Source organism: Brevibacillus borstelensis, assembly GCF_036700025.1.
GTDB classification, from domain to species: domain Bacteria; phylum Bacillota; class Bacilli; order Brevibacillales; family Brevibacillaceae; genus Brevibacillus; species Brevibacillus borstelensis.
Map to the genome: position 1 here is coordinate 3,367,023 of NZ_CP144922.1, position 26,232 is coordinate 3,393,254.

Annotated in this window: 25 protein-coding genes and 1 other annotated feature; of the genes, 10 read left to right on the plus strand and 15 right to left on the minus strand. The window is 51.5% G+C overall.

Annotation, left to right across the window (positions count from 1 at the left end):
- Positions 1–299: 299 nt before the first annotated feature.
- Positions 300–1,046, plus strand: coding sequence for a PIG-L deacetylase family protein (locus V5G20_RS16000; RefSeq protein ID WP_039070924.1), 747 nt, complete (start codon positions 300–302; stop codon positions 1,044–1,046).
- Positions 1,047–1,127: 81 nt separating this feature from the next.
- Here the strand turns inward: V5G20_RS16000 and V5G20_RS16005 are convergent, their stop codons facing one another.
- From V5G20_RS16005 to V5G20_RS16035, 7 genes are all read right to left on the minus strand, one after another.
- Entirely contained in the window at positions 1,128–1,730 is a 603-nt protein-coding gene (locus tag V5G20_RS16005; protein ID WP_003387128.1) for a genetic competence negative regulator, read from the minus strand.
- A gap of 278 nt (positions 1,731–2,008) precedes the next feature.
- Positions 2,009–2,431 carry a hypothetical protein gene (locus V5G20_RS16010; RefSeq protein ID WP_003387129.1) on the minus strand — a complete coding sequence of 141 codons (423 nt, stop codon included), beginning with the start codon at positions 2,429–2,431 and terminating at the stop codon, positions 2,009–2,011.
- Between the two features lie 118 nt (positions 2,432–2,549).
- Entirely contained in the window at positions 2,550–3,452 is a 903-nt protein-coding gene (locus V5G20_RS16015; protein ID WP_122958402.1) for an NAD(P)/FAD-dependent oxidoreductase, read from the minus strand.
- 59 nt (positions 3,453–3,511) lie between these two features.
- Positions 3,512–4,276 carry a LysM peptidoglycan-binding domain-containing protein gene (locus V5G20_RS16020; protein ID WP_122958403.1) on the minus strand — a complete coding sequence of 255 codons (765 nt, stop codon included), beginning with the start codon at positions 4,274–4,276 and terminating at the stop codon, positions 3,512–3,514.
- Positions 4,273–4,845 (minus strand): CPBP family intramembrane glutamic endopeptidase, encoded by a 573-nt coding sequence (locus tag V5G20_RS16025; protein ID WP_227277478.1) that lies wholly within the window; start codon positions 4,843–4,845, stop codon positions 4,273–4,275. Before V5G20_RS16025 ends, V5G20_RS16020 begins: the two co-directional genes overlap by 4 nt.
- A 5-nt stretch (positions 4,846–4,850) precedes the next feature.
- Positions 4,851–6,434 (minus strand): ATP-dependent DNA helicase RecQ, encoded by a 1,584-nt coding sequence (locus V5G20_RS16030; protein ID WP_327926580.1) that lies wholly within the window; start codon positions 6,432–6,434, stop codon positions 4,851–4,853.
- Positions 6,415–7,548 (minus strand): helix-turn-helix domain-containing protein, encoded by a 1,134-nt coding sequence (locus V5G20_RS16035; RefSeq protein WP_122958406.1) that lies wholly within the window; start codon positions 7,546–7,548, stop codon positions 6,415–6,417. Before V5G20_RS16035 ends, V5G20_RS16030 begins: the two co-directional genes overlap by 20 nt.
- Positions 7,549–7,652: 104 nt before the next feature.
- Here V5G20_RS16035 and V5G20_RS16040 point away from each other — a divergent pair, with 104 nt between their 5' ends.
- From V5G20_RS16040 to V5G20_RS16070, 7 genes are all read left to right on the plus strand, one after another.
- Positions 7,653–8,564 (plus strand): hypothetical protein, encoded by a 912-nt coding sequence (locus tag V5G20_RS16040; RefSeq protein ID WP_003387143.1) that lies wholly within the window; start codon positions 7,653–7,655, stop codon positions 8,562–8,564.
- A 103-nt stretch (positions 8,565–8,667) separates the two neighbouring features.
- The gene (locus V5G20_RS16045; protein WP_003387144.1) at positions 8,668–8,877 is read left to right on the plus strand and encodes a ferredoxin; all 210 of its coding nucleotides are present in this window, start codon (positions 8,668–8,670) and stop codon (positions 8,875–8,877) included.
- A 124-nt stretch (positions 8,878–9,001) separates the two neighbouring features.
- Positions 9,002–9,934, plus strand: a complete 933-nt coding sequence (locus V5G20_RS16050; RefSeq protein WP_003387145.1) for a manganese-dependent inorganic pyrophosphatase — start codon at positions 9,002–9,004, stop codon at positions 9,932–9,934.
- A gap of 325 nt (positions 9,935–10,259) precedes the next feature.
- Positions 10,260–10,506: a binding site (T-box leader), on the plus strand.
- Between the two features lie 162 nt (positions 10,507–10,668).
- On the plus strand, positions 10,669–11,823 hold the full coding sequence (locus V5G20_RS16055; protein WP_338461289.1) for an alanine--glyoxylate aminotransferase family protein: 1,155 nt from the start codon (positions 10,669–10,671) through the stop codon (positions 11,821–11,823).
- Complete coding sequence (serA, locus tag V5G20_RS16060; protein ID WP_003387147.1) at positions 11,816–13,399, plus strand: phosphoglycerate dehydrogenase; 1,584 nt, start codon at positions 11,816–11,818, stop codon at positions 13,397–13,399. Before V5G20_RS16055 ends, serA begins: the two co-directional genes overlap by 8 nt.
- A gap of 123 nt (positions 13,400–13,522) precedes the next feature.
- Positions 13,523–14,803, plus strand: coding sequence for an SLC13 family permease (locus tag V5G20_RS16065; RefSeq protein WP_122958407.1), 1,281 nt, complete (start codon positions 13,523–13,525; stop codon positions 14,801–14,803).
- 15 nt (positions 14,804–14,818) lie between these two features.
- Positions 14,819–15,094: a hypothetical protein gene (locus tag V5G20_RS16070; protein WP_003387149.1), complete on the plus strand. Its 276-nt coding sequence runs from the start codon at positions 14,819–14,821 to the stop codon at positions 15,092–15,094.
- A 259-nt stretch (positions 15,095–15,353) separates the two neighbouring features.
- On the opposite strand, the gene V5G20_RS16075 is transcribed toward V5G20_RS16070, so the two are convergent.
- From V5G20_RS16075 to V5G20_RS16105, 7 genes are all read right to left on the minus strand, one after another.
- Positions 15,354–16,490, minus strand: a complete 1,137-nt coding sequence (locus V5G20_RS16075) for an HAD family hydrolase (RefSeq protein WP_122958409.1) — start codon at positions 16,488–16,490, stop codon at positions 15,354–15,356.
- Positions 16,491–16,509: 19 nt separating this feature from the next.
- Complete coding sequence (locus V5G20_RS16080; RefSeq protein WP_122958410.1) at positions 16,510–18,288, minus strand: ATP-binding protein; 1,779 nt, start codon at positions 18,286–18,288, stop codon at positions 16,510–16,512.
- Positions 18,289–19,005 carry a response regulator transcription factor gene (locus V5G20_RS16085; protein WP_003387153.1) on the minus strand — a complete coding sequence of 239 codons (717 nt, stop codon included), beginning with the start codon at positions 19,003–19,005 and terminating at the stop codon, positions 18,289–18,291. It lies immediately after the preceding gene.
- A 103-nt stretch (positions 19,006–19,108) separates the two neighbouring features.
- The gene (gene ccsB, locus V5G20_RS16090) at positions 19,109–20,338 is read right to left on the minus strand and encodes a c-type cytochrome biogenesis protein CcsB (RefSeq protein ID WP_003387154.1); all 1,230 of its coding nucleotides are present in this window, start codon (positions 20,336–20,338) and stop codon (positions 19,109–19,111) included.
- A 24-nt stretch (positions 20,339–20,362) separates the two neighbouring features.
- Complete coding sequence (gene resB / locus V5G20_RS16095) at positions 20,363–21,991, minus strand: cytochrome c biogenesis protein ResB (protein ID WP_003387155.1); 1,629 nt, start codon at positions 21,989–21,991, stop codon at positions 20,363–20,365.
- An 8-nt stretch (positions 21,992–21,999) separates the two neighbouring features.
- Positions 22,000–22,527, minus strand: a complete 528-nt coding sequence (gene resA / locus V5G20_RS16100) for a thiol-disulfide oxidoreductase ResA (protein WP_031931834.1) — start codon at positions 22,525–22,527, stop codon at positions 22,000–22,002.
- 161 nt (positions 22,528–22,688) lie between these two features.
- The gene (locus V5G20_RS16105) at positions 22,689–23,438 is read right to left on the minus strand and encodes a pseudouridine synthase (RefSeq protein ID WP_338461300.1); all 750 of its coding nucleotides are present in this window, start codon (positions 23,436–23,438) and stop codon (positions 22,689–22,691) included.
- A 169-nt stretch (positions 23,439–23,607) separates the two neighbouring features.
- On the opposite strand from V5G20_RS16105, the gene V5G20_RS16110 reads away from it, so the two are divergent.
- Complete coding sequence (locus V5G20_RS16110) at positions 23,608–24,975, plus strand: MATE family efflux transporter (protein ID WP_031931833.1); 1,368 nt, start codon at positions 23,608–23,610, stop codon at positions 24,973–24,975.
- Positions 24,976–25,115: 140 nt separating this feature from the next.
- Entirely contained in the window at positions 25,116–25,565 is a 450-nt protein-coding gene (locus tag V5G20_RS16115; RefSeq protein ID WP_003387160.1) for a MarR family winged helix-turn-helix transcriptional regulator, read from the plus strand.
- A gap of 122 nt (positions 25,566–25,687) precedes the next feature.
- Here V5G20_RS16115 and V5G20_RS16120 read toward each other — a convergent pair whose 3' ends face one another.
- Positions 25,688–26,221 (minus strand): spore maturation protein, encoded by a 534-nt coding sequence (locus V5G20_RS16120; protein ID WP_003387161.1) that lies wholly within the window; start codon positions 26,219–26,221, stop codon positions 25,688–25,690.
- Between the last annotated feature and the right edge of the window lie 11 nt (positions 26,222–26,232).

Consider the following 26,232-nt stretch of genomic DNA (forward strand, 5'->3'; position numbering starts at 1 on the left):
GTTAAGTATACACGCTTGTATCAGGGATGAGAAGATGAAAATTCCCTTTTCATGCGGAATAGGCACTTTCGGGCTAGACCCGGCACGTTTTTTTCAGCAGTTTATTCAGCAGGTAAATATGCTTGAAAGCCTGTCCTGACAGCAAATTCAAGGGAGGCTGCTCCTCCTTTCAGACGTGTCGTTAGCTTGCCCATTTTATTGGAAAAACATTACCTTTGCTGCACTTCCCCGACTGTCAAAACCGATTTTCTGTGCCATAATATAGATTATCACCCCATGCTGCCTAACGGAGGTTCATCATGAAAGAGAAAAGAATCTTGTTCGTTTTTGCTCACCCCGATGACGAAACGTTTACCTCTGGCGTCACGATCTGCAAGTACGCATCCCAGCCCGATGTATCCATACATCTTTTGTGCGCAACCCGAGGAGAGGCAGGCAAGCCCGGAGATCCGCCCATCTGCACGATGGAGGAGCTGCCGGCGGTACGGGAAGCCGAATTGCGAAAGGCTGCTTCCATCCTCGGCATTTCCCGTGTGGAATTCATGGGCTACCGAGACAAAGAACTATCGAATATCCCTCCGGCGGAGCTAGAGCAGAAGATCAATGAAGCGATTGAGCGGATCAAGCCACAGGTCGTCATTACATTTGCTCCGCATGGCATCTCCGGCCATCCGGACCATCAGGCGATATCAGCCGCAACTACGAGCGCGGTTCAAGCCTTGCCTGCCGGCTCAGTTACCCAGAAACTGTATTATGTTACTCATGCTGCGGACCAGAATTTCGGCATAGCGTCACCTCCCTATACCGATCCGATCGACAGCATCACTACGATTATTTCCGCGCCTGCTTATGTACCGCAGGTAGCCCAAGCACTGGCCGCCCACCGGACACAGCACCTGTCCGTCAGCCGTGTCTTCCCTGGCGTCCTGCAGGGCGATACGACTTATGTTCGTACAGTCAATCACTTCATTCTCGTCGGCGACCGTCCCCGGGAAACCTCTGTAGAGGAAAAGGAAACAGACCTTTTCAGCGGCATAACGACGTAGAAGCCTACATTTTGATGAAAACAGGAAAAGCACCTAGTTGCGCAACTAGGTGCTGTTTTCACGCGTATATGCGGAAGTTCGTTAGGTAAAGTGCCTGCATATTTCCTTGACAGCATCATCTGCGACAACCACTTTCCCGTATTCCTCCAAAACGTATACGGTCGTTGGCGTCGCCTCTCCATATTCCGAGAGGATCGCAATCATTTTCTGGTAGCGGTCCTGATCCAGGTCGAGCTCTTCCAGTACCAAATAGTATTTCCCTTGATAGAAATAAGCTGCGCCTCCGTTGATCAGGAATGCGTTTATACGATGAGCGGCTTCAACCAGGTGCTCAAAGTCGCGGAAAGAATAAATGACAAGATCGCTTTCCTCGAGTGTGACCTCGAGTTCGTACACATCGTCCTCGTCGTACTCTTCCTCATCTTTTTCAGTCTTTGAGCCTGTTTTTCCGCGAGTTACGATTACGACCATCCCCTGAGCTGGCAAGGCAAACACTTCAACGGCGACAGGACCCGACACCTCGAAACCAAGTTCCTGGTAAGCCTGCTCCATCATATCGTTGAACAGTTCATGAACTTTGGGAATGTCACGCCACATGTCCTCTTTTTCGATTCCTCGTTCCGACAAATCGTCGAACGTGAGAAAGATTCGTATCTTGTCTTGACCAAGGCGTTCAACACGCATGACCGTCCCCTCCTCGCCATCCAGTCGTACTACAAATTATGAATGAAAGCCTGTAAGAGTTCTCCGCATTTTCCGACGAATACCTGGCAGCGGATGACCCAATTTCCTACATTTCGGTCATACCTATATCATATCACATTTATGGACAAGTACATAGCGCTCTACCTGTCTTTTCAATCGGGGAGAACACTTTGACCGTGTCGAAAGCTAGCGAACTGTCACCTTTGCAAGGTTGGGGGATGTCGCTTCCTGCGCTTTCCCAGGAAAGATTTTCGCACTCATTTCTTTCGCGTCAGTTGAGTGATTTCCGTATAGAGTGCCCTTCGCCGTATGAGCTTGATTATTGAAAACAACAAGAGAAAGATGAGCAGTACAGCTGTCGGGCCGGGCATCTTCACATACTGGATGTAGGCAATCAGCGAGAAATACCCGCACATCATCAGATGCAAGAAGCTGTCCATGGAGAGAGGCCGCTGCGTCAACCGGAGAAAATGGCCTACAAATGGTTTTCCCCACAGGAGCGAAGCAATTAAAAACAAGGAAACAGAGATGATCAATTCGATGGGCTTAAACAACAGTAATGTCATCCCTTCTCCCAAGCCGCGTGCAGCCAGCTCCTTGACGGGAAACAATTTGTAAGCGCCATTCATAGACCACCAGGCAAGAACGCCGGCTATCAAATCCTTCAGGTACGCCGTCACTTCTCCCCCATCCTCCTCAATACCATACTTGCTATCAAATTATATGGCGTTCCTATTCACTTGTGCCTATCAACCCATGAAAAAAGATTGCACCTGTCAAAATGCAATCCGTCTACACCTAATCTTGTTGTAGCAACCGTTTATGTATCCAAATGGCCGCCTGGGAACCATCCCCCATAGCGATGGCTACCTGCTGAGAATGGGCAGCAACGTCACCGATCGCCCAAATGCCGGGATAGCTTGTCTCTTTCGTGCGGGGATTCACGATTGCATGCCCTTTCTCATTCATCTCAACCGGAAACGCCCGCAGCAAATGGGATTGTGCACGTGCTCCTGGGAATGCGAGAAAAACTCTGGACAGCTCGACCTGCTCTCCGGTTGCCAAATGCAAGCACCGCACTTCACCGGCTTGATGTTCAAGCGACACTACCGGTTCAAAGCAACAGGGGTACGAAGAGTTCTTGGCGCTGTCAATGTCCGCTGTTTCTTCCTCCGTGCTCGAGATGAAAAGCTGCAGCTTGTCCGTATAATAAGAAAGCGCATTTGCCATCTGAACTGCCTGCCTTGCCCGGCCGATCACCCCTGTTTGCTTGCCGACGGTTTCATACCCGTCACAATCAGGACAGATGAAAGCCGAGATGCCGAGGCACTCGTGCAATCCGTCGATATCAGGGAACGGGTCTGCGATTCCCGTTGCCAGCACGATTGTGCGCCCCCGGATTGTACTACGCGTACGTCTCGTTTCTACGCGAAAGAGCTGATCAGCATCCTGAACAAGGGAGACCACTTCATCCTCGAAGTACTCCGCTCCATAGCGCATCGCATGCGTCCGTCCTGCCTGCCGCAATTCGTCGCCACTGATTCCGGCGGGAAAGCCCAACAGGTTTCGATACCTCTTGGCCGCAGACGAACGCCCGCCACCGTCATCGATCACCGCTACCTTTCGCAGGCTTCGGCTCAATTGAATGGCAGCCTGCCAGCCAGCGATCCCGCCGCCAATTATCACGGTGTCAAATGTCAATGGTCATTCCACCTCGTCTGTCTGGTTTCCGTTATTTTTCCCCAGACATCCCCGGCTCATTACCGGGAAAGCGGAATTTGTACGATTTGCCCTTCCAAAAGCTGTGCTTCCGCGCTGATCCCGTTGTAACTTGCAATTTTCTTTACCCCGCTGTTATGGCCGTAGTACATCCGGGAAAGCTGAAACAGCGTCTCCCCTTTTTTCACTTTATGCTGTTTTACTTCGGATTGCGGCGAAGAAGCCTGTTGCTTTTCCACAGCGGCAGGCTTGTCTTCCGGTTTGGTCGCCGGGGAACTGCTGCCGCTTCCCTGATGGGCTTCCGAAGCAGCCTTCTCTGCTTGTTTTTCTCCTCCCGCAACAGCATTGGTCTCCGCTTGGCTCGCAGAAGGAGACTGGGAGGCAGAACCGAGCTTTTGTGATCCAGGCGACTGGTTTTCCGCATTTTGCTGTTGCCCAGGGGTTGACGAGTCTTGGCCCGACGCCGTATCTGCCTGTGGATGTACCGCTCCCTCTGCTGAGGCTTCGACTGGCCCCCTCTCTGCTTGCGAAGATTCTGTTCCCTGCGAACTCTCTACAAAGGAAACGGCACCTGGCACTGCTTGTGACGCCTTGTACAATTCGAATCCGATCAGAATCAAAAACAAAGTTCCAAAGACAGCAAGCCCTGATTGCAGGATGGTCCTGTAAGAAAAGGCTGGCATCTTCACCTGACCGGCCTGCTTGTGCTTTGTTCTCCTGGGGGGCAAGCCTCCATGCTGAGCGTTTGCTCCGTACTCAAAGCTTTCTATGCTCTCGGGCTGTTTTTTGTTCTCGTTTGGTGTCACTCCAGGTTCCTCCTCTCACGGGAATATCCATGTTGAATATAGAAGGCCAACAAAAGGTCAATGACGATGTGGGCCAGAATGGACGGAAGCAGGGAACCGCTCGTCTCCATCAGCCACCCCAACAGCCAGCTGGTGACAAATACACTCCCGACAAGCAATGGTTTGGACAAATAGCGGACGTGAACCAGCGTAAAAAGAACGCTCGTCCACACATTGCCGATAACCGGCTGGACGACACCGCGAAACAGCCATTCCTCGCCAATGCCAATGACGCAGCAGAGAACGAACGTGCCGCCGATAGAGAGCCCGGAAAAAATGCGTTCATTGATACTCCCGTCGTCCTGCCAGCGAGGAGGCAAAAAACGGTCCATGCCAATGCTTGACCCGACGACGACAGCAGCAACCCCTATCGCCCACATCAACGACCCGATGCCTGGAAAGCGAAACAGGGAAAGCGTGTCTGCCCATCCGTGGACAAAGAGGCTGCCGATCAGGGCCACACCAATGACGACGACTTGTGTCAGCCAGAGATTAAATCGCAATGTCGCATCGTCCAGACCATGGTGCACGCGCTTCAAAAGATGCTTCCTCCCTTTTTATTCGGCAAAAGCTTTTCCAATGCCTTCCTCAGATTCCATGCGTTTTTCTCTGTTCTTTCCGTTCGCGATCCGGACTTGTCCAAATAGGCGGATCTGTCCAACCCGCAATGACTGCAGCAGGCAGCCGATGAAGTATGATCGAGCTCGCCAAAGTATCTATTTAATCGCATCCGATAGCATTCGTTCCCTTCGAGCCAGCGAAGCATTTCCAACAGTTTTTGACGCTTTAGCCATTTCGGCTTTTCCATCGCTTCGATCATTTGGGATGCTTTTTCGGCGAGGTTCCCCATCTGCGAGGCATCACTCAGTTCATAGCGGTATTCTTCTCGTCCCGCTGCCACGTCACTGACGATCCCCGCTAGCTCTGCATAGAAAAATAAGAGAGCTGCCTTCTCTTCCGGGATGTCATGCATCGCAAGCTCGGAGATGGGCTTGGTCCCTGCCTGGGAAAGCCCTTGCAAAAACCGAAGCGCCTGCTCCGTGGTGGGATACTCCTTCTCCTGCAGATGGGTGTGAATCAGCCTGTCTTCCGGGACGTAGTAAAGCCCGGCATAGCCTGCTTTTCCATCCCTTCCGACTCTGCCGATTTCCTGCGCATAGGCTTCCAGACTTGGCGGAAAGTGATAGTGCAGAACAAAGCGGATATCGGATTTGTCGATTCCCATGCCAAACGCATTGGTAGCTATGATGGCATCGAGCTCCCCCCGCAAAAACTGCGTTTGCACAACCATTCTCTCCATGCTTCTCATCCCGCCGTGATAGCCATGCACACTTTTTTTCCCGGAAAGCTGATACTCCGCAACGAGCAGTTCCACTGTTTGCCGGGTACTGCAATAAACGATTCCCGGTCCTTGCAATTCGTCTATGGATTTTTTTACCATCTGTCTGCGATCCGCTTCGGACTCAGCCAGGATGACGTCTATGGCGATATTTTCCCGATTGAGCGGCTGGGTAATGACATTTTCCTGCTTGATGTCAAAGAGATCGCAAATCTCCGCTTTCACCCCTGGCGTCGCCGTTGCCGTCACTGCCAGCACAGGAGGCGATCCCAAGCTTTGGACCACCTGTGGCAGACGCAAATAATCAGTGCGAAAATCATGGCCCCACTGCGAAATGCAATGGGCTTCATCAATCGCGAGCATAGATACGCCAGCGCGGACCAGCGCTTTTTGAACTGCGGAATTTTGCAATTTTTCCGGTGATACATAAATGAGCTTGTACGCTCCGCGGCTGATTTCAAACAGGCGCTCCCGCGTCTCTGCAGGCTCCATAGTGCTATTGATGTACGCAGCGGGGATTTTTCTCTTCCCGCGAAGCTGCTGCACCTGATCGGTCATCAAAGAGATTAGCGGGGAAACGACGACTGCCGTCCCTGGCAAATAAAGCGCAGGAAGCTGATATGTCACGGACTTGCCTCCCCCCGTAGCCATCAGTCCCAGCACGTTTTCGCCTCGGAGAATCCGCTCGATGATTTCCCACTGTCCCGGACGAAAAGAGGAGTAGCCGAAATGACGCTTCAGAAGATCCCCGAGTCTTAGGTCAAGCGTCTCTTTTTGCATCTTCTTCTCCTCCTTTCTTTCTTGCCAGCGCCAGTCGGATTTGCAGATACGAAACGCCCGGGCCGAGCTGGTCTTTAATGAGTCTCAACCTGCTCGTCCCAAGCCGCTCACTGATTTTGACAATTTCTTCTGCCAGTTCAGCTGAAAGATATCGCGAGCCGTCCCACTCCGGGCAGCGCAAAGCGATTTCCACCAGGTGGTCTTCGACCGTACCCGGCTTGATGCCCCGCCTATTGGCAATCTGCTCGATGCTGCTTCCCTGTTTGGCCAATACGTATGTCAAAGATGCGCTTTCAGTCAGACGCGGGTCTTTTCCCCCCTCATTTTTCAGCAAAGCAGACAGCAGGGGGAACTCAGCGCGATTGTCCTGAATCGTACGGATCATCCGAGCCAGCCCGCAGCGAATCTGCATGTGAATATAAGCTGGAGCTTCCCGTTTTCGCAAACTCAGTTGTGACAGCGTGAGTCCCGACTGGGAAACGCCCGAAAAACGCTGGAAGATCATTTCCTGGACGGACTCAGAAAGCGGAGACATGGAACAGAACAGCTCCTGTGCCAAGCCTTCTGTCCAGCGAGCCCGCCGCTCCTTGTCCGCCAGACACTCTTTTACCCAGCGCTGGGTGCGTTTTTCCTGGACGATCGGCTGAAAGGAAAGATCGCCTTCCAATAAGTGGGAAACCGTCTGAACGATCAGATGCAGCCGCAGCCAAAACAAATCAATCTGCTCGGCGATATCTGCGGCGGTAAAGGGTTCAAACCAGTACGAAAAGTTGTACTCTCTTTCGCTTTCGGACGCGATTTGAAGAGCTTTTTCCGTCAAGACAAATGACGGTTTTCTTCCACTTTCCGCCCTCTGCATCGGGATCAGCAAAGACTCCTCCTGCAATTTATAAACAATTTTCTCCCAATCCTCTTTCAAAAGACGGGGAAACATCCGATAATACGGATAAAGGCTGTATAAATGAACGTCCTGCAGGGTCTGGTTTGCTTTTCTGCCACGCAATATGTAATAAAGGGCCTGAACCGTCCGCTCGCCTGCCAAGGGAAGCATCCCTGTAATGGTCAGCGAACGTATGAAAGCCCATTCCCGATCATGAAGAGTTGAACTGCTCATGGGTACTCCTTTTCCATATCGGGATACAGACCCGTGTATGATTGCTCTCCTGCTGCCAACACGAGACTCATCCCTTAATCGTACCAACAACTGTGGAGGATTGTATGAACAAGCGTCTGTCGAAGTCAGAATTTATCTTTGCCTACATGATCATCATAACACTTGCTTGCTTTGTTGGCGGATTTTTTTTCGGTGCCTACTATATGAAATCAAAGATTGAAGCACAGCAAGCAGCCGTTCTCGAACAGCAGAAGCTGGAAGCAGAACGGGAACGCCAGTTGCGCGAGCAAAAGCTGTACAGCGAACAGGACTTTATCCGTTTTTACTACGCCGTTTATGCTCCTGTGCAGGAATTGAAACGAGCGCATTTTGAGAAGATGGCAGCTTGGCCGAATCTGGACAAGTCCGCGCAAAAGGATGCGTTGGAGCAACTGGTCGAAGCCGCAAAGCAGACTGGCAAACAGTTGGACAAAGAAGTTCCCTTGCCAACCTCTCCTCTTCTCGTTCAGGCACACAGCCAATTTAATACTGGGGTGCGGGCTTATTTGGATGGTATGAAGCAATTGCTCTCCGATCAGAATAGTAATGCTCTCTCTCCGGCTGCAATCTCTTCTCGGCTGTCCTTGGACGGCTGGTTCAAGGGAAGCGAGCAGTTCTACCATTCATTGGCCGTTTGGGAGTCGGCGTACGTTACAAAGCAGACGCTCCCAAAAGACGTCCCAGCCAATGTGAGCGCAGACCAATGGAAGCAGTTGCCGTTCCACTACAAGACGTACATCGCGGCTCATTCCATCAGCGCCCATAAAAAATGGGAGAGCTACAGCCCGGAGGATTTGACCGCTCGTCTCGACTTGCTGTTTGGTTCTGACGATGCCAAGAACTTGGGTATAAAAGACGTTGACGCCGCAGTTCGCCTGTTGACAGCGACTGATGCGGTGCACAGCGGAGATTTTAAAGAGGTACAAGGCAAGCATTACAGCAGCCTGAAGGCACCTGAGATACCGCTTTATCGATAGTCGTACATTTTTAGATACGATTCATTCTTGAAATCTTTCCAGACAGAGCATACAATGAGTTATGACAGTGGACGTACCATCAGGTATGGGAGGTGAAACCACGATGACCACATGGGTAGATAAAGAAACCTGTATCGCTTGCGGTGCTTGTGGCGCAACGGCTCCTGACGTTTTCGATTACGATGACGAAGGCCTTGCTTTCAACAAGATCGACGATAACACCAATAGTGCTGAGATTCCGGAAATCCTTTTTGACGACGTTCGCGACGCGGCTGAAGGATGCCCTACTGATTCCATTAAAGTGGAAGAGTAAGATTCCCAGCTCACAAAAAACCGCTCACCGCTCTTCAGCTGTGGGGGGTTTTTTCATTTTCATCGCATTTCTCCCCCTTTTCATGGTATAATTTTCTCGCCAAAAACAACGAAGGAGCATTAGAATGGGAAAAACACTTATTTTCGGACATAAAAATCCGGACACTGATTCCATTTGTTCTGCAATCGTATATGCGGATCTCAAAACCAAGCTGGGTGCAGATGTGGAGCCCGTTCGCCTGGGCGAGATCAGCAGCGAAACGCAATTTGTGCTGGATACGTTCAAAGTAGATGCCCCCCGCCTGGTCGAGACTGTGGCAAACGAAGCAAACGAGGTCATCCTGGTAGACCATAACGAGCGCCAGCAAAGTGCAAACGACATTGATAAGGTCCAAGTAGTCGAAGTCATCGACCACCATCGCATCGCCAACTTTGAAACGAGCAATCCTCTGTATTACCGGGCCGAACCAGTCGGCTGCACAACGACCATCCTGAAAAAGCTGTACAAGGAACACGGCGTTGAAATTTCGAAGACAATGGCTGGGCTGATGCTGTCTGCGATTATTTCCGATACGCTGCTGTTGAAATCCCCTACTTGCACGGAGCAGGACGTAGCGGCAGCCCATGAATTGGCGGAGATTGCCGGAGTCGATCTGAATGCGTACGGCCTGGATATGCTGAAAGCCGGTGCCGATTTGAGTACGAAATCGATCGCCCAGCTGATCTCTCTTGACTCGAAGGAATTCCAGATGGGCAGCTACAAGGTGGAAATTGCTCAGGTAAATGCAGTCGATGTGAACGACGTTCTGGCACGCAAAGCGGAGCTGGAAGAAGCACTTTCTGCAATTATTTCCGACAAGGGCCTGGATTTGTTCCTGTTCGTGGTAACCGATATTTTGAACAACGATTCCATCGGCCTTGCTCTTGGACGCGCTTCGAATGCGGTAGAAAAGGCATACAACGTCAGCCTTGTTGATAATCAGGCGGTACTGAAAGGCGTCGTGTCACGGAAAAAACAAATCGTACCTGTTCTGACGGATACGCTGACCAACATGTAACCACTCTCCCCTGCATCACTTCCTTTCGTAAGCACTTGAGAAAAATGCCCTGTACCCTTCTGTGAGCTGACGGTAAAGGGCATTTTTCTTCAATGGGCATTCGATCAAGCAAAACCCGAACATTTTCCGCGCAAAAACCCATTTTATAGGAAACTTATTACTTAACGTTCGGTTTTAGGTTATTTTCATTAATCCCTTTTGGTAAAACCCCTATATTTCACGAACTATATATTGTTTTTTTGTATCAATGTTCTTTTTTTCTGTTTTTTGTGCTTGACGACTATAATTACCCGTGTTATCGTAGATACAAATCTTAGCGAATACTTCAACAACGGTGACGAAGATAGGCCTAGCCCGGAAACCCTCAGAGAGCCGATGGTAGCTGCGAATCGGTGGTTCCGCACTAGGATGAGCACTTCCGAGTTGTTGCGCTGAACCGATATCCCGGGTATCGCAGTAGGCGCGAACGGTAGATCCGTTATCTCTCAGGTCTTGTACCTGCCAAGGTCTTTCTTTGCGAGAAGAAGGACAAATGAGGGTGGCACCGCGAAGCATAGCCTCTCGTCCCTCACTGTTTCCAAGCTGGGAGCAGTGTGGGAACGGGAGGCTTTTTTGCATTCAGCAAATGTTTGCCTGCACTTTCGATTTGCTATTTTCATGGCGATCTTCGATGCTCGAACCGTCATGTTGCTTACTTTCCACTCACAGATCGATAACCAAGGAGGAGAGAAACCATGTTTGCAGACAAAATGATTTTGAGAATACCAGGTCCTACCCCGATCCCGCCCCGTGTCCAACAAGCGATGAATCAGCCGATGATCGGCCATCGCAGCGGACAATTTTCCGATTTGTTTGCCAGTACGGCAGAGCGGCTGCGTCCCTACTTCGGGACATCGGGAGACGTCTTTATCCTGGCCGGCAGCGGTACGAGCGCACTGGAAATGAGCGTGGTGAATACGCTTCAGCCTGGCGAAGAGGCCGCCGTACTGGTCAGCGGCGCATTCGGCGAGCGTTTTGCCAAAATTTGCGAGCGATACGGCATCGTGGTGCATCGCCTGGAGGTTCCTTGGGGCGAGGCTGTCACAGCAGAAAAGCTGGCGACGTTCCTGGCGGATAAACCGTCTGTGCAAGCGGTATTTGCAACATATTGCGAAACCTCAACAGGGGTACAAAATCCAATCCGCGAGCTTGCACAAGTCGTTCGCGAAAAATCCGATGCCCTCTTTATCGTCGATGCAGTCAGCTGCCTTGGCGCGGTCGCTTGCGAAATGGACGAATGGGGCGTAGACATCGTGGTTACCGGCTCGCAAAAGGCATTCATGCTGCCTACGGGACTTGCTTTTCTGGCAGCGAGCAAGCGGGCATGGGAAGTGATTGACAGGAAAAAGCCACTCGCCTTTTACCTGGATCTCAAAGCGTACCGGAAGAGCTTCGCTGACAAAACAACTCCGTACACACCAGCCGTCTCGCTCGTTTTTGGCCTGGCAGAGGTATGCAATATGCTCGAGGAAGAGGGATTGCCGGCGATCATCAAACGTCACGAGCTCATGCGTGATATGACCCGTGCAGCGATGCGTGCGCTGAACATCCCATTGATGGCCCAGGATGAATTCGCTGCCGCTACCGTTACTTCTTGCCATCCGCAGGATGCATTCGACCCCGAGCAGTTGAGAAAGGTGCTGAAAAATCATCACAACATCGTAATTGCCGGCGGTCAGCAGCATCTGAAAGGAAAGATCTTCCGCATCGGCCATATGGGTTATTGCGAACCGCTTGATGTCCTTCAGATCGTTGCCGCCATTGAATTGTCGCTTCGCCAAATCGGCGCTCCCGCAGAATTGGGAGCCGGTGTAAAAGCTGCCCAGGAGGTGCTCCTTACTCATGTATAAAGTATTGATTACGGATCCGCTCAGCGAATACGGCATCCAACAGCTGTTGGACGCACCAGATGTAGAAGTTGTCCGCAACACAAGCCTCTCCCCTACCGACCTGCTAACGGTCATCGGAGATTACGATGCGCTGCTCGTTCGCAGCCAGACACAGGTCACAGCAGAAGTGCTGGCAGCCGGCAAACGCCTGAAGGCTGTCGGACGCGCCGGTGTCGGTGTGGATAATATTGATGTCAATGCAGCTACGGAAGCCGGTGTCGTCGTCATCAACGCACCAGACGGAAATACGATCTCTACTGCGGAACACTCTTTTGCCATGCTCATGGCTGTCGCCCGCAATATTCCGCAAGCCTACCGAAAACTGGCTGACGGCACGTGGGATCGGAAAAGCTTCCAAGGTGTTGAACTGAACAACAAAGTGCTGGGTGTCATCGGCATGGGACGTATCGGGACCGAGGTAGCCAAAAGGGCAAAAGCGTTCGGGATGACCGTGCTCGGTTACGATCCATTTCTGACTGAGGAGCGTGCCCAAAAGCTGGGTGTTGCCAACGCAACGGTGGACGAAATTTGCCGCCAGGCTGATTTCATTACCGTCCACACTCCGCTGACAAAGGAAACGCGCTACCTGATCAGCAGCAGAGAATTTGCCAAAATGAAGAATGGCGTTCGCCTGATCAACTGCGCACGTGGCGGCATTATCGACGAAAAAGCACTCTACGAAGCGATCCTGACAGGAAAAGTAGCCGGAGCCGCGCTTGACGTATTTGAAGTGGAGCCGCCTGTCGACAACCCGCTGATCGGACTGCCCCAGGTAGTCGTAACGCCACACTTGGGAGCATCCACTGTCGAGGCGCAGGAAAACGTCGCTGTCGACGTATCGGGGGAAATTTTGAAGGTGCTTCGCGGCGAGCCGTTTAAAAATGCGGTCAACCTGCCTTCCATGCCGCCTCATGTAATGGAGCGCCTCCAGCCTTACTTCACCTTGGGCGAAAAACTGGGTCATTTCCTGGCTCAAGTAACGGTTGGTTCTGTTCAGGAAATAGCCATTACGTACAGTGGAGAATTGACCGACGTCGACACTGCTCCACTCACCCGGACAGTCGTGAAAGGCGTGCTTTCGTTCCACCTGGGCGAGGAGGTCAATTTCGTAAACGCGCCTCTGCTCGCAAAGGTTCGCGATATCACCGTCACCGAACAAAAAGCGGCTCAGAACAAAGGTTTTACCAATCTGTTGACCGTTACGCTCAAAACGACTCAGCAGTCGCGCAAGGTCGCCGGCACCCGGCTCAACGGTTACGGAGCGCGCATCGTGAAAATCGACGAGTTTGCCATCGACGTGGCTCCAGAAGGCTACCTGCTCTACATTCACCACAACGACCGTCCCGGTGTCATCGGGCGCGTCGGTTCCATCCTCGGTGAAAACGGCGTCAACATCGCCACGATGCAGGTAGGACGCCGTGACATGGGCGGCGATGCGATCATGATGCTGTCTGTGGATAAACCGATTACCGCCGAACTGTTGGACACAATGGGCGAACTTGCTGAAGTGAAGAGTGTGACCCAAATCGAGCTGTAGCCGCCTTATGCTTGCTTTTCCATCCACACGGCCTGGTCTATTGACCAGGCTCTTCCTTTACCCATATTAAAGTTATCGTTATAATTATATCCAGACTAATCCATTCACCGAGAGGAGATTCTTATGGCCACACAAGCGATAATCGCAATCGGCATCTTTTTGGTTACATATGCCTTCATTATCAGCGAAAAGCTTCACCGTACCATTGTCGCCATGTTTGGCGGAATCCTGATGATCCTGTTTGGCGTCATCGATCAGGAGCAGGCCGTGCATCACATTGATTTCAACACCCTCGGCCTTTTGATCGGCATGATGATCCTTGTCGCCATTACAGCGCAAACAGGCGTGTTCAAGTACATGGCGATTCGTGCTGCCAAGGCCGCGAAGGGAGATCCCCTGCGTATCCTGATCTATCTGAGTCTCATTACAGCAGCCGCATCTGCTTTCCTCGACAACGTGACGACTGTTCTGCTGATCGTACCGGTCACATTCAGCATTGCAAGACAACTGCAGGTCAATCCTCTCCCCTATCTGATCTCGGAGATCATTGCCTCGAACGTCGGAGGAACGGCAACGCTGATCGGCGACCCACCGAACATCATGATCGGAAGCTCTGTGCCTGAGCTGGATTTCATGGCGTTTCTGACAAACCTGGCTCCAGTCGTTATCGTCATTATGATTGTAACCGTTTTCTGTTTTGCTCTGATCTATCGAAAGGATCTCAAGACGACGCCGGAACTGAAAACAAAAATTATGAGCCTCAATGAGCTGGATGAGATCACAGACTCCAAGCTGCTCAAAAAATCGCTCACCGTCCTTGGACTTACGATTGTCGGCTTCATGCTCCACGGAATGCTGCATCTCGAATCCGCAACGATTGCCCTTACCGGCGCCTTCCTGCTCCTGCTCATCACTGGTGAGCACTATTTGGAAGAGGCTATCAGCAAAGTGGAATGGACAACCATCTTCTTCTTCGTAGGTCTGTTCGTACTCGTCTCCGGATTGGTGGAAACAGGCGTAATCGCGAAGCTGGCCGCAGAAGCGATCAACCTGACTGGCGGAGATGCCATGAAGACTTCGTTTTTGATCCTCTGGTTGAGTGCGATTGCATCGGCGTTCGTCGACAATATCCCGTTTGTCGCCACGATGATTCCGATGATCAAGGAGATGGGCGCACTGGGAATTACCAATCTGGAGCCGCTCTGGTGGAGCCTGGCATTGGGTGCGTGTCTCGGCGGCAACGGTACGCTGATTGGCGCGAGTGCAAACGTGATTGTGGCCGGCTTGGCGGCCAAGGAAGGACATCACATCAGTTTCGTCGGCTTCCTGAAGGTCGCTTTTCCGCTGATGATCATGTCCATCATCCTGTCGCACGCATACATTTTCCTGCGCTACTTTTTCTAATAAGGAGGATCGGGTATGGTTGCATATACGTTTGATCAGTCCCTGATCGAGATTCAGGAAACGGAAAATGAAAACGATGTTACCTTCTCCATCGAAGTGAAGTCCGAAGACATGCGCAATCGTCTGAAGCAGGTTCGCTCCTATTTTGAGGACAACAAGGACTATACCGATGCCTTTTTCTACTCCCGTCAAGGCGGCTCTTACGAAGTGATCGTGCGTAAGGATGCGGTTATTCCTTTCCTCGTACAAGCCTTCCGCTTCCGCTGTCTGGAATCTCTTCAATGGAAGTAATCAACGAATTTCACTATTAATTGAAAGCAATTGATTGAAAGCATACGAAAAGCCGGTTCTCTGCGACCCGGCTTTTTTTATTTTTTCACGCATTCGTCATCGCTTGCGATGAGTCCCAAGCAACCTTTTTTTACTGTCTGACTGCATCCATGCAGCGCCGCGACGCAAGCTGGGAGACGGCTGGAAATGACCCTAACAGCCCCTGATCCTCATTTAAAAAGCCCCGCCAACCACTGCTGACGGAGCCAAACACTTGCCATTATTCAAGAATCGAGAGAATGTCGCGAACATCGTCTAAAATATAGTCCGCTTTTGCGCTTTCGAATTTGCTCCGTGCCGCCTTTCCGGACAAACCTGTCAGTGTTGCAGCAAAACGGCATCCCATCGCCTGTGCAGCCAGCATATCTGCGGGGGAATCTCCGACGATCAACACTTCGTCCCCGTTTGGAACAGGCAGTGCAAAGCTATGAACTTCGCTGTTTGGCGTATCCAGGCCGAGCAGTCCTTTTACATAGCAGAATGGATGCGGCTTGGACAAAGGCGCGTGGGCCGGTGATTCCTTTTCTGCTTCCAGCACATGTGTCGCCGTCACGACACGGTTGGGATCAAACCACTCCAGCAGCTTCAGCTCTCCCAGCGGCACGTGCGTTTCGATAGACGGACGGCCTGTGCCGATTCCCAATGTGTAGCCCTTCTCTTTTAGTGTCCGGAACAGCTGAATCATCTCTTCCGGGCTGACAATCGGGATTTCATCATTCAGAAAGCCTTTCTTGCCGGGCTGCATCGTTTCACGGCCAATCGAAGCCGCGATACGGTCATCACCCAGGTACCACTCCTGAAAGGTCTCCTGGCAGAGCTGCCAGAGGTCGCTGTTTCTGGAAAAGACGTTGGTGACGACACCACACCGTTCGCGGGCGATCTGGTTGAGATACAGGAGCATTTCCGCCTTCTGGGCATTCCCGCGGGAAAAGTCGGTAGTAAACTTCGCATACTCGATCGCAAAGTCCGGAGCGTACTCTTTCGCCCATTCAGCCAGACGCGCCAGCTCTGCACGATTGATTTGTCCAGTCAAAAGATCGGTGACCTTTTGGCCCAATTCCGCTTTCAGCCGCTCACAGAGTCTGATGATCTGGTAGGCAACAGTCAAGTAGACCATATCCCAGTTGGAGTTGATCCCTCGCGACTTGATGAAATTGAGCACTTCGTCATTCGCAAAAACGAGTTCGCGGACGCGGCGGATGTCTTTTTCTTCCGGTGAAGCGGTAAAGATATCGCCGCTCAACCCGAGATAGAGAGGGCTGTGCAGAAATTCCCACACGGTTAACGCCGAGGCGTCAAAATAGCGCTCTTCGCTCAACATAACACCGTCTACATCAAACAGGATGGTTTTGATCATTCTCTCTCACTCCTCTAAATTATTTCTGTTTCTGTTTGTCAGGCAGGGCTATCGTAAAGGTCGTCCCTTCTCCCAGCTTGCTCTGTACGCCAATCGTGCCTCCGTGCGCCTCGACAATGTTCTTGGCGATTGCCAGGCCCAGACCCGTCCCCCCGGCTTTTCCCCGGGTGCGAGCCTTGTCTGCCTTGTAAAAGCGTTCGAAGACAAACGGAAGGTCTTCCTGGGGAATGCCGCTGCCTGTATCGTTTACTTCCAGGAGGAGTGTCCGATCGCCGCGCGCCCGCAACGTGACATTACCGTTCTCCGGGGTATGGCGGATCGCGTTGTCGATCAAATTGGTCAGCACCTGCTCCATTTTGTCCGGATCGATCCAGATGCTCGTGACAGATGTGTTGATTTCCAGGAGGAGGTGAATCTTTTGCTCCCTGGCCAGATTGACAAACTTGCGCTGAATCCGTTCCAGATACGGGCTGACCTCGACCTTTTCCAGCGAGACCTCCACATGGCCGGCCTCCATCCTTGCCAGATTGAGAAGCTCATTTACCAGCTTGGTCATGCGTACGGACTCGTCGTAAATGATCTGTGCCAGTTCCTTGTGCTCCTCGGGGGTAGCGGCGATGTCATCCACGATCGCTTCGCTATACCCTTGAAGCATCGACAGCGGCGTTCGCAGCTCATGTGAAACATTGGCCACGAAGTCATTGCGCATCTTGTCCAGCTTGCGCTCACGGGTCACCTCGCGGACGACGGCAACCGCCCCGCGGATTTGCTCGCGATCCGTGAGCGGAATCATCACCAGTGACCAGATTCGCCCCTGTGCCGGGATTTCATCTGTCACTTCCTGCCCTGTCTGTACAACCATTTGATAGAACGGGAACAATGGGATAGGCTCGTCTGGATGCTCATAAGTCCAGTCCCGCAAAAAGTGCTCGGCCGGAGGGTTCGTAACGGCAATTTTTCCTTGCTCGTCGATCATGATGACACCGTCAACCATGCTCCTCAAAACACTTGCGAGCTGTTCCTTTTCCTTGGACAAGGCGTCGACCAGCTTGTTCAGATGACTAGCCATGCTGTTGAAAGAAGCCGCCAACTCCCCGATCTCGTCGTTCGTGCGGATGGGGATTTCGGCATGGAAGTCGCCTTCCGCGATGCGGTGGGCTGTCTCTTTCATCTGCCGAAGCGGAAAGGTAATCCGCGAAGACAGGAAGAAGGCAAAGACCGTTGTCGAAATAAAACCGATCACGCCTACTACGAATATCAGCTTTCTGACTTCCTTCACGGTATCGTCAAAATCTTCAATCGCCTGATACATAACAAGTGCGCCCTGCTTGTCCTTCGACAGCTCGATCGGAACAGCCACAGCCAATAGCTGCACGGCTCCATTTCGGTCCGCCGGATTGTGCGAAAAGATAATTCGTTCAGGCGTATGGTGCTTGCCCTGCAGCGCTTCGCCCAGCTTCAGCTCCGGCGCTTCCAGCAGCTGCTCAACAGGGATAAACGAAAAATCGTTTCCCTCGCTCGCCCCGATCGGCTTCCCTTTTTCGTCCACCATGATCAGTCCGGTGCGATGCACGGCGGAAAAGCTGGCTGCTACTGAGAGAGCCGTCGTTTTATCGGTATAGGCCGACAAGGTTTGCGAGAGGCCTTCTGCCACGTTTTGCAAATTTTTCGTTTGTCGTTGAAAGTAAAAGCTGTCAAAGGACTGTACGATCATCAGACTGAACAGCGTCAGTACGAGAGCGAAAAGCGCGATGATGGTCATCCATAGTTTTCCAACTACGCTGCGAACAATATCCACTTACTTTGGCACCTCAAGCTTGTAGCCGACGCCCCAGACCGTCGCGATCATCTGTGCGGCTGCCGGCGACACGCGGTTCAGTTTTTCCCGAAGCCGTTTGATATGCGTGTCCACTGTGCGCAAATCGCCAAAAAACTCGTAGTGCCAGACGTCTTTCAGCAGCTCTTCGCGAGTGAACACCTTGTCGGGTGAAAGCGCCAAATAATGCAGCAGCTCGTATTCCTTTGGTGTCAAGCTGACCTCCTGTCCGCTTGCAATCACCTTATGCGCGTCGTGATCAATCGTCAGCTCCGGAAAAACGAGAACGGAGTGGCTGTTATAGGTCTCTGTCTTGAGATAAGCCGTTGCTGAAGAACGGCGGAGGATCGCTTTTACACGATAAACGACTTCACGCGGGCTGAACGGTTTGATCACATAGTCATCTACGCCAGCCTCGAAGCCGTGAACGCGATTCGTTTCCTCGCCTTTTGCCGTAAGCATGATGATCGGCGTCGCTTTTCGCTCGCGGATCTTTTGGCATACTTCAATTCCATCCATCCCAGGCAGCATCAGATCAAGCAAAATAATATCGTAATCGGATGTCAAAGCCATCTCCAATGCCTGTTCGCCGTTATCGGCCTCGTCAATCAGAAAAGATTCGCGCTCCAAATACATTCTCAGCAGGCGACGAATGCGCTCCTCGTCGTCAACGACCAAAATGCTTGCTGTTTTTTCCATAAGATCACCTCGTGGCTCCCTTTAAATTCGATCTGTTTCAACAACCGGATGATAGTCTAAAAAGCTGGCATCAAAACCAGCTTTTTAGACATCCAGTTTTCCCTTACACGCCTGCGTAAGAATGCAATCCGGCAATCACCAGATTGACGACGACAAGCGTTATTAAAATGATGACAAATCCGATGACAGACATCCAGGCGGATTTCGCCCCGATCCATCCCCGCGACAAGCGCAAATGCAGGTATGCGCTGTAGAACAGCCATACGATCAGCGCCCATACCTCTTTAGGGTCCCAGCCCCAGAAGCGTCCCCAGGCTTCTTCTGCCCAGATCATCGCGAAGATCAAGGCGCCCAGCGTAAATACGGGGTATCCGATACTGATCGCCCGGTAGCTGATCTCATCGATCAACTCGGGGTCAATGTCTTTGACGGCTGGCTGCATAGCCGCCCCCAACCGTTTGCGCAGGATCAAGCGCAATCCCCCGTACAAAACCAAACCGGAAATCACGGACCAGATCATCGTGTTGAGCTTTCGAGCCGCGTCTTTTCCTTCCATCCAGCTCGGAGCTGTAAACAGCGGTGTCATGGGACCTGCCTGGATAATCTTCGATCCTTCCGGAGCGACGATTGCAGGCAGCGTATACTCTACCTTCATTTTCTCCATTTCACCCTGAAAGTTCAATTGTTCTTTTGGCAATTCGAATACTGTTTTGTGATCCAGGCGCGAAAAAGTAGATTCCATACCGATAAAGCCCACCAGCATCATGACGACTGCCAGAACAATTTCAAGCCAGCGCGTGCTTTTGGTAGCCGCTTCTTGCGGTACCGTACGCACCAGATACATCAAGCCTGCGGCAAAGCCGACAGCGAGAATCCCTTCTCCCAAAGCTGCCGTCGTCACGTGAATATGCAGCCAGTAGCTTTGCAGAGCAGGAATCAAAGGCGTGATTTCCTTTGGAAAAACGTAGGAATAAGCAAGCATGATAACACCGAGCGGCAGAACGAACGCGCCGATCACGGTAAGCTTGTAAATACGATAAATAATCAGATACGCAAGGATAATACAGTAATCCAGGAAGGCCATAAATTCAAACATGTTGCTCGTCGGGCTGTGGCCCCCTGCGATCCAACGGAAAATGACGTACCCGGTCTGGGCGATAAAGCCGATGAGCGCCAGCCAATAGGCGATCCGGCCGTATTTTAATTCATGCTGCTTGGGATCGCGTCCCGCCCAATTTTTCCCCGTCATGGCTACGACAAAAACGATGGACGCCAACACGTACAGCACGAAAGCAATATCCAGCAACCAATCACTTAATTGTACAAGCTGCACGTCTAAAAACCTCCTCAAAGCTGTTTACGCTTTTGATTTATCTTCGATCGCAATCGGCAGTTTGGCTTGCTCGATCATCGCCCCCGCCTCCTGTTTCAAACCGTACCAGTTCTTGTTGGTATGTCCGGCCAACATGACTCTGGTGCCATGGAACTGGAGCCAGATGCGTCGGTGCTGCCAAAAGAATCCCATCGCCACGCCGATCATGAAGATAAAGGAGCCGAAATAGATGAGCGGAACAGCCTTGTCCTTGCGAACCATCAAACCGCTGATGTCGATCAGATCCGGCATTTTTATTTCAAGTGTATAGCGGGAGTCGTCTTTTTCCGTAATAATCGATCCGCTCAGATAGACCAGCTTTTCTGAAGCGTTGTCCGCCTCCGAGACAACTTCGAGCGCAAACATCGGGTTTTTCGGCAAATTCGTCTGGGTCGCCGGCTTCCCGTCTTTTCCCATCACAAAGTCAGGGAAGTAATCCAGGACGCGAACCTTGACACCATCTGCGACCTGTTGCTCAGCCGGGACATTGTAGAGATCCAGCTTGATCGGTCCGATCTCCTTGTTGCCGGCCTTTTTGTCGACCAGAACAAAATTCAAGGCTCCCAGCTGCATTTCCTGAACGCCAGTTTGATAAAGGGCCAGTCCTTCGTGTTCCATCGGGTGGTTGACGATGATCGGACCGCTTTTGATCTCGACCAGATCCGGGTTGGCCCCTGGCAGATCAGCATTTTTGTTGAGGTAGAGGATGGCGTCTGTCTGGTAACTCTTTACGACGGCTCCGCCTTTGAGATCCAGCTCCTGAGCCATTTCCTCCTCTTTCCAGTACTCTGTGTGATACTGAACATTTTTGACGTAGTACGGCGTGTCCGGGATCGCTATGGTCTGCCCTTCGCGTACCCAGACGAATTCGTCCAGATAGAAGCCCGGGACATTCCGAAGCAGCACACCAAGCAAGAAGATGATCAGACCGATGTGGTTGATGTACGGGCCCCATCGGCTGAAACGGCCTTTTTCCGCCATCATCGCTTGATCGTTTTGGAATATCCGGTATCCCTTTTTCCGCAATGCTGCCGAAGCGGCTTCCACCAATGCGGCGGAGTCTGTTTCTGCAGGCAATTCGGCTTCGCCGTAAAATTTCTGTCCTTTCAAAAAGGACTTGTGCTGATTGACGCGCGGTTTGCTCAGCGCCTTGTACAAAGGGATAACCCGGTCCAGACTGCAGATCACAAGCGACGTACCCAGCGCTACCAAGAGCGTGACGTACCACCAGGATGAGTACATATTGTGGAAGCCCAGGGTATAGTAGATCGTTCCCAGCTTTCCGTATGTTTCGGTGTAAAACCTCGCGACGTCCGGCTCTGTCGGAACCGGAACAGGAATATATTGCTGTTGGGGGAAAACGGTTCCAATTGCCGAAGCGACTAAAATAATAACGATAATGCCGATAGCAACCTTTACCGAGGAGAAGTAGTTCCAGATACGGTCGATGATGGTCCGGGAGTACGTCTGTGAACGGCGAGCCATCCCTTCATAGCGCATGTCCGGGAACGATGCTTCTCCTTTGATCTCCAATTCCAGCGGCCTGCCGCACGACTCGCAGAGCATGGTTCCGACCGGATTGGCATGACCGCATTCGCATTTTATCTGATCCATATTGCTCCTCACTTAGGCAAGATTTTTGCCACTTTTTGTGTAATCATGTCCTCGTTGAGCGGTCCCAAAAAGATTTCCTGCACCTTTCCATCCGGGTCGATGAAAAATGTGCTGGGAATTGGAACGATTCGATAGAGCTTGGTAATCTCCGATTGCTTATCCATCAGGATCGGGAACGTAATCCCGAATTGCTTCGTAAACGGCTCAACTGTAACAGGAGATTCTCCGATATTCACCCCGAGGATGACCAAGCCTTTGTCCTTGTAAGCCTCATACTGCTTCTGAAGATCTGGCATCTCTTTTTTGCATGGTTCGCACCAGGTACCCCAGAAGTTGAGGATGACGCCTTTTCCTCTGAAATCCGACAACGTGACAGCCGGGCCGTTCAACTGCTCCAGGCTGAAGTTGGGGGCTTCCTTCCCTACTTTGACTGCATTGGGGTCCTTGACGAAACTGGTATAAACGGCGAAGACGAGCGCCGCCAGCAAAACACCCAGGATCGCCACCCTGATGTATGTACGATTCTTTTTGTCCATTCTGCCCTAGCTCCCATCCTGCATCTTTTGGGTAACCAGATAAACGGTTCGGCGGTATGCAACTCTCGTTTGTTACCCATATTTCCCTTCTATTATAGCCTTGCTTTTTTTTCTGACAGCCTACAACATATGAACAGATTTTGAACGTCGCAAAAAACGGCTTAACGATGCCGTTTCCTTCTTTTTGGACCCGCCGAAAGTCCGCTCTTTATTTTCTCTACCTCAGCAGAAGTAAGCGGCCGATACTGCCTCGGCTGCAAGCCCTCCAATGTCAAAAAACCCAACTGGATGCGCTCCAGACTCAATACCGGATGGCCTATCGCTTCGCACATCCGGCGCACCTGCCGATTTCGTCCTTCGTGGATGGTGAGCTCCAGCAGTGAACGGTCACGAGCCGAAGTTGTTTTCAGCAGCTTGGCCTGTGCCGGCGCGGTCATTCCGTCCTCCAGCCTGATCCCGCTCTCGAGCTGGCTCACTTTCTCTCTGGCAGGAACCCCTTTGACCCATGCCCTGTACACTTTGTCCATCTCATAGGAGGGATGGGTGAGCATATGAGCCATTTCTCCGTCGTTCGTCAAGAGCAGCAGACCTGACGTATCGTAATCGAGACGCCCGACTGGATAGACGCGCTCTTTGATTCCTTTTAGCAAATCGACCACGACCCGTCTTCCCTGCGGATCCGAGACGCTGGTGATGTAGCCGGTGGGCTTGTACAGCAAGACGTATATCTTCCTTTCGAGATGCACCAGCTTTCCATCGACCTTGATCTTGTCATTATCCGGATCAACCCGTGTCCCCAGTTCCTTCACGATCTGACCGTTGACTTGAACCCTGCCTTGGACGATCAGCTCCTCGCAATGTCGACGAGAGGCAACTCCTGCATTTGCCAGCACCTTCTGTAAACGTTCCATGTCGAATCACCTCTACAACATCATACCCATTCTTACCAGTGTGGACAAGAACAACGGAAAATCTCCCTGCTGGTTTGCAAGTTTCTTCAAGTGGGTTGACAACGAGACATAAACATATTAGAGTTTAGTTAAGTTAACTTAACCATATAGAAGCAGGAGCTTGTTTATCATGACAGATACTAGCGTAAAATTGCGAGAAACACCTATCAGAAAGCTTTTCATTTCGTATTTGATTCCCTCTGTCCTCGGCATGCTGCTGATGTCGATCAATATCGTCGTCGATGGCATCTTTGTCGGGCACGGTGTGGGACCTAACGGTTTGGCCGGGGTCAATATCGCGGTCCCCGCTTTCTCTATCTTTCTCTCCATCTCACTCTGGATCGGGATGGGCGGGGCTACCATGTACTCGATCGCTCTGGGACAAAATGAAATCAAGCAAGCGAGAACGATCTTTTCTCACGCCATAGCACTTGCTGTTTTCCTCGTAGCTTCCATTACCGCCCTTTGTCTATGGAAGCTCGATGAGATTGCCTATCTGTTCGGAGCAAACGAAGTCATCCTTCCCTACGTTCGGGATTATTTGACTGTGCTCCTGGCCTTTGGCTTTGTCTACGTACTGGAAAATATCTTGAGTGTCTTTGTCCGCAATGACGGAAACCCGACTCTTTCGATGGCTTCATTGATCGTCACAGCGATCCTGAACATTTTGTTCAACTATGTGTTCATTTTCATTTGGGGCATGGGTGTGAAAGGGGCGGCGGCTGCTACGGTCCTGTCTGCGGCAGTCGGCTTTCTCGTCTTGCTGACCCATTTTCTCAGAAGGAGCAGCACTCTGCGCGTCGTTGCCTTCCGCTTGCAGCCGAAAATCTTCAAAGACATCCTGAGCATCGGATTTCCCAGCTTTGTCGCTGAAGCGTCGACAGCAATCGTGACCATCGGGTTCAACATCGCTTTCATGAAAGCGATGGGTGAAACTGGTGTCGCTTCCTACGCGATCGTGAACTACATCCACGCCGTCATGGTTCTGTTGTTCCTGGGCATTGGCGCAGCGCTGCAGCCGATCGCCAGCTTCCATTTTGGAGCAGGTCTTTTCGGAAGGCTGAAAAAAAGCCTGAGGCTCGGTGTGCAGACCGCCTTGGTTGCCGGAGTTGTCGCCGTCTGCTGCGGATTTGTATTTGCCGGCCCGCTCGTCAATTTGTTCGACGTCCAGTCTGAAGAGCTCTTTACTCTTACGGTAAAAGGGATAGGCATGTTCTTTCTGGCGTACCTGTTTCTCGGATACAACCTGGTTTACGCCGAATATTTCCAGTCTATTGGACAAATAAAAAAATCGCTAGTGATCATTGCCAGCCAGGGATTGCTTCTCGTCCCTCCGTTTCTATGGCTGTTCCCGAAATGGTTTGGAGTAGACGGGATCTGGTTTGTCTACCCTGCCGTTCAGGCAGTTACCGCTCTCGCAGTTGTTTTCATAAACCGATTGCAACAGCCGGTGCCGACCAGTCCTACTGTCGCTGCAGGCTGGGGCAGCAAGCAATGACCGCCACGTCGCATTGTCTTCGTTGCTGATGATGTTTCAATGGAAAGCCTGTACGAACCATGACCTTATCGTTACAATAATAAGGATGGTTATGTTCTTCACTTATGCCGTTCATTCTACTTTTCTCAGGAGTGTTGCGGATGTTCGAGCAATATCAGCAGGTAACAACCGAATTGCACAAGGCGATTGACGAGTTTAACGCCTTGATTTTAAACGATACCAAAGAGCTGGATCAGTATAAGCTGACTGCGCAGCAGGAGATTATCATGCTGCAAATCATTCAAAGGGACGAGATCACCTCCAATGAGCTGGCCAACAGCTTCAACATCTCCAAAAGCGCAGTCAGCCAGGTCATCTCGAAGCTGGAAAGCCGCCAGCTGATATACCGCCAGCCCAATCCCGCGAACAAGCGCGAGTTTTTTCTCAAGCTGACCGCAGAGGGTGAGCAGTATAAAAAGGTACTTGAGTCGATCGATATGCGACTCATCAATAGCTACTATTCAAAGGTCGATCTCGACGAGCTTCAGCAGGTCGTACGGACGATGAAGAAGCTTGTCGATATAGCAAAAACGGTCAATCAGCGCAGTTAACCGCATGTCACCTCGCTTGATCATCCAGGACGAAAAAAGCCAAACGCTCTGCAGCCTTCAGAGTGTTTGGCTTTTCTTTTAATCAGACAAAACACGGATACATCAGCGTGCAGCGAAGCATTTTATCCAAACACGTAGGATACGATCACCAAAGAAAAAATGACCCCGGCCAGGTCGGACCATAGACCCACGCGCAGAGCATAAGCGGAATTGCGAATGCCCACCGCTCCGAAATAGACAGTCAGCACATACAGGGTCGTATCTGTACTTCCTTGCATAGTCGCTGCCAATCTTCCCAAAAATGAGTCCGGGCCGTACTGTGCAATCATATCCGTCGCTACGGCAAGCGATCCTGTCCCGGTAATCGGACGAAGCAAGGCGAGCGGGACGATTTCCTCCGGGACATGCAGCAGCTCCAGCAGCGGCGACATCAGGGAGAGCAGCCATTCCAGCGCACCCGACTCGCGAAACATCGTGACAGCTACCATCATCGCAACCAAGTGGGGCAATATCCGGACTGTGGTGGTCAGGCCCCCCTTTGCCCCGTCTACAAACGTCTCATATACAGGAACGCTCCTGCTCCAGCCATAAACCAAAATAAAGGCGATCATGACCGGGATAGCCCACAGAGAGATCATGGAAATCCATTGGTACATGGCTGCGCCCC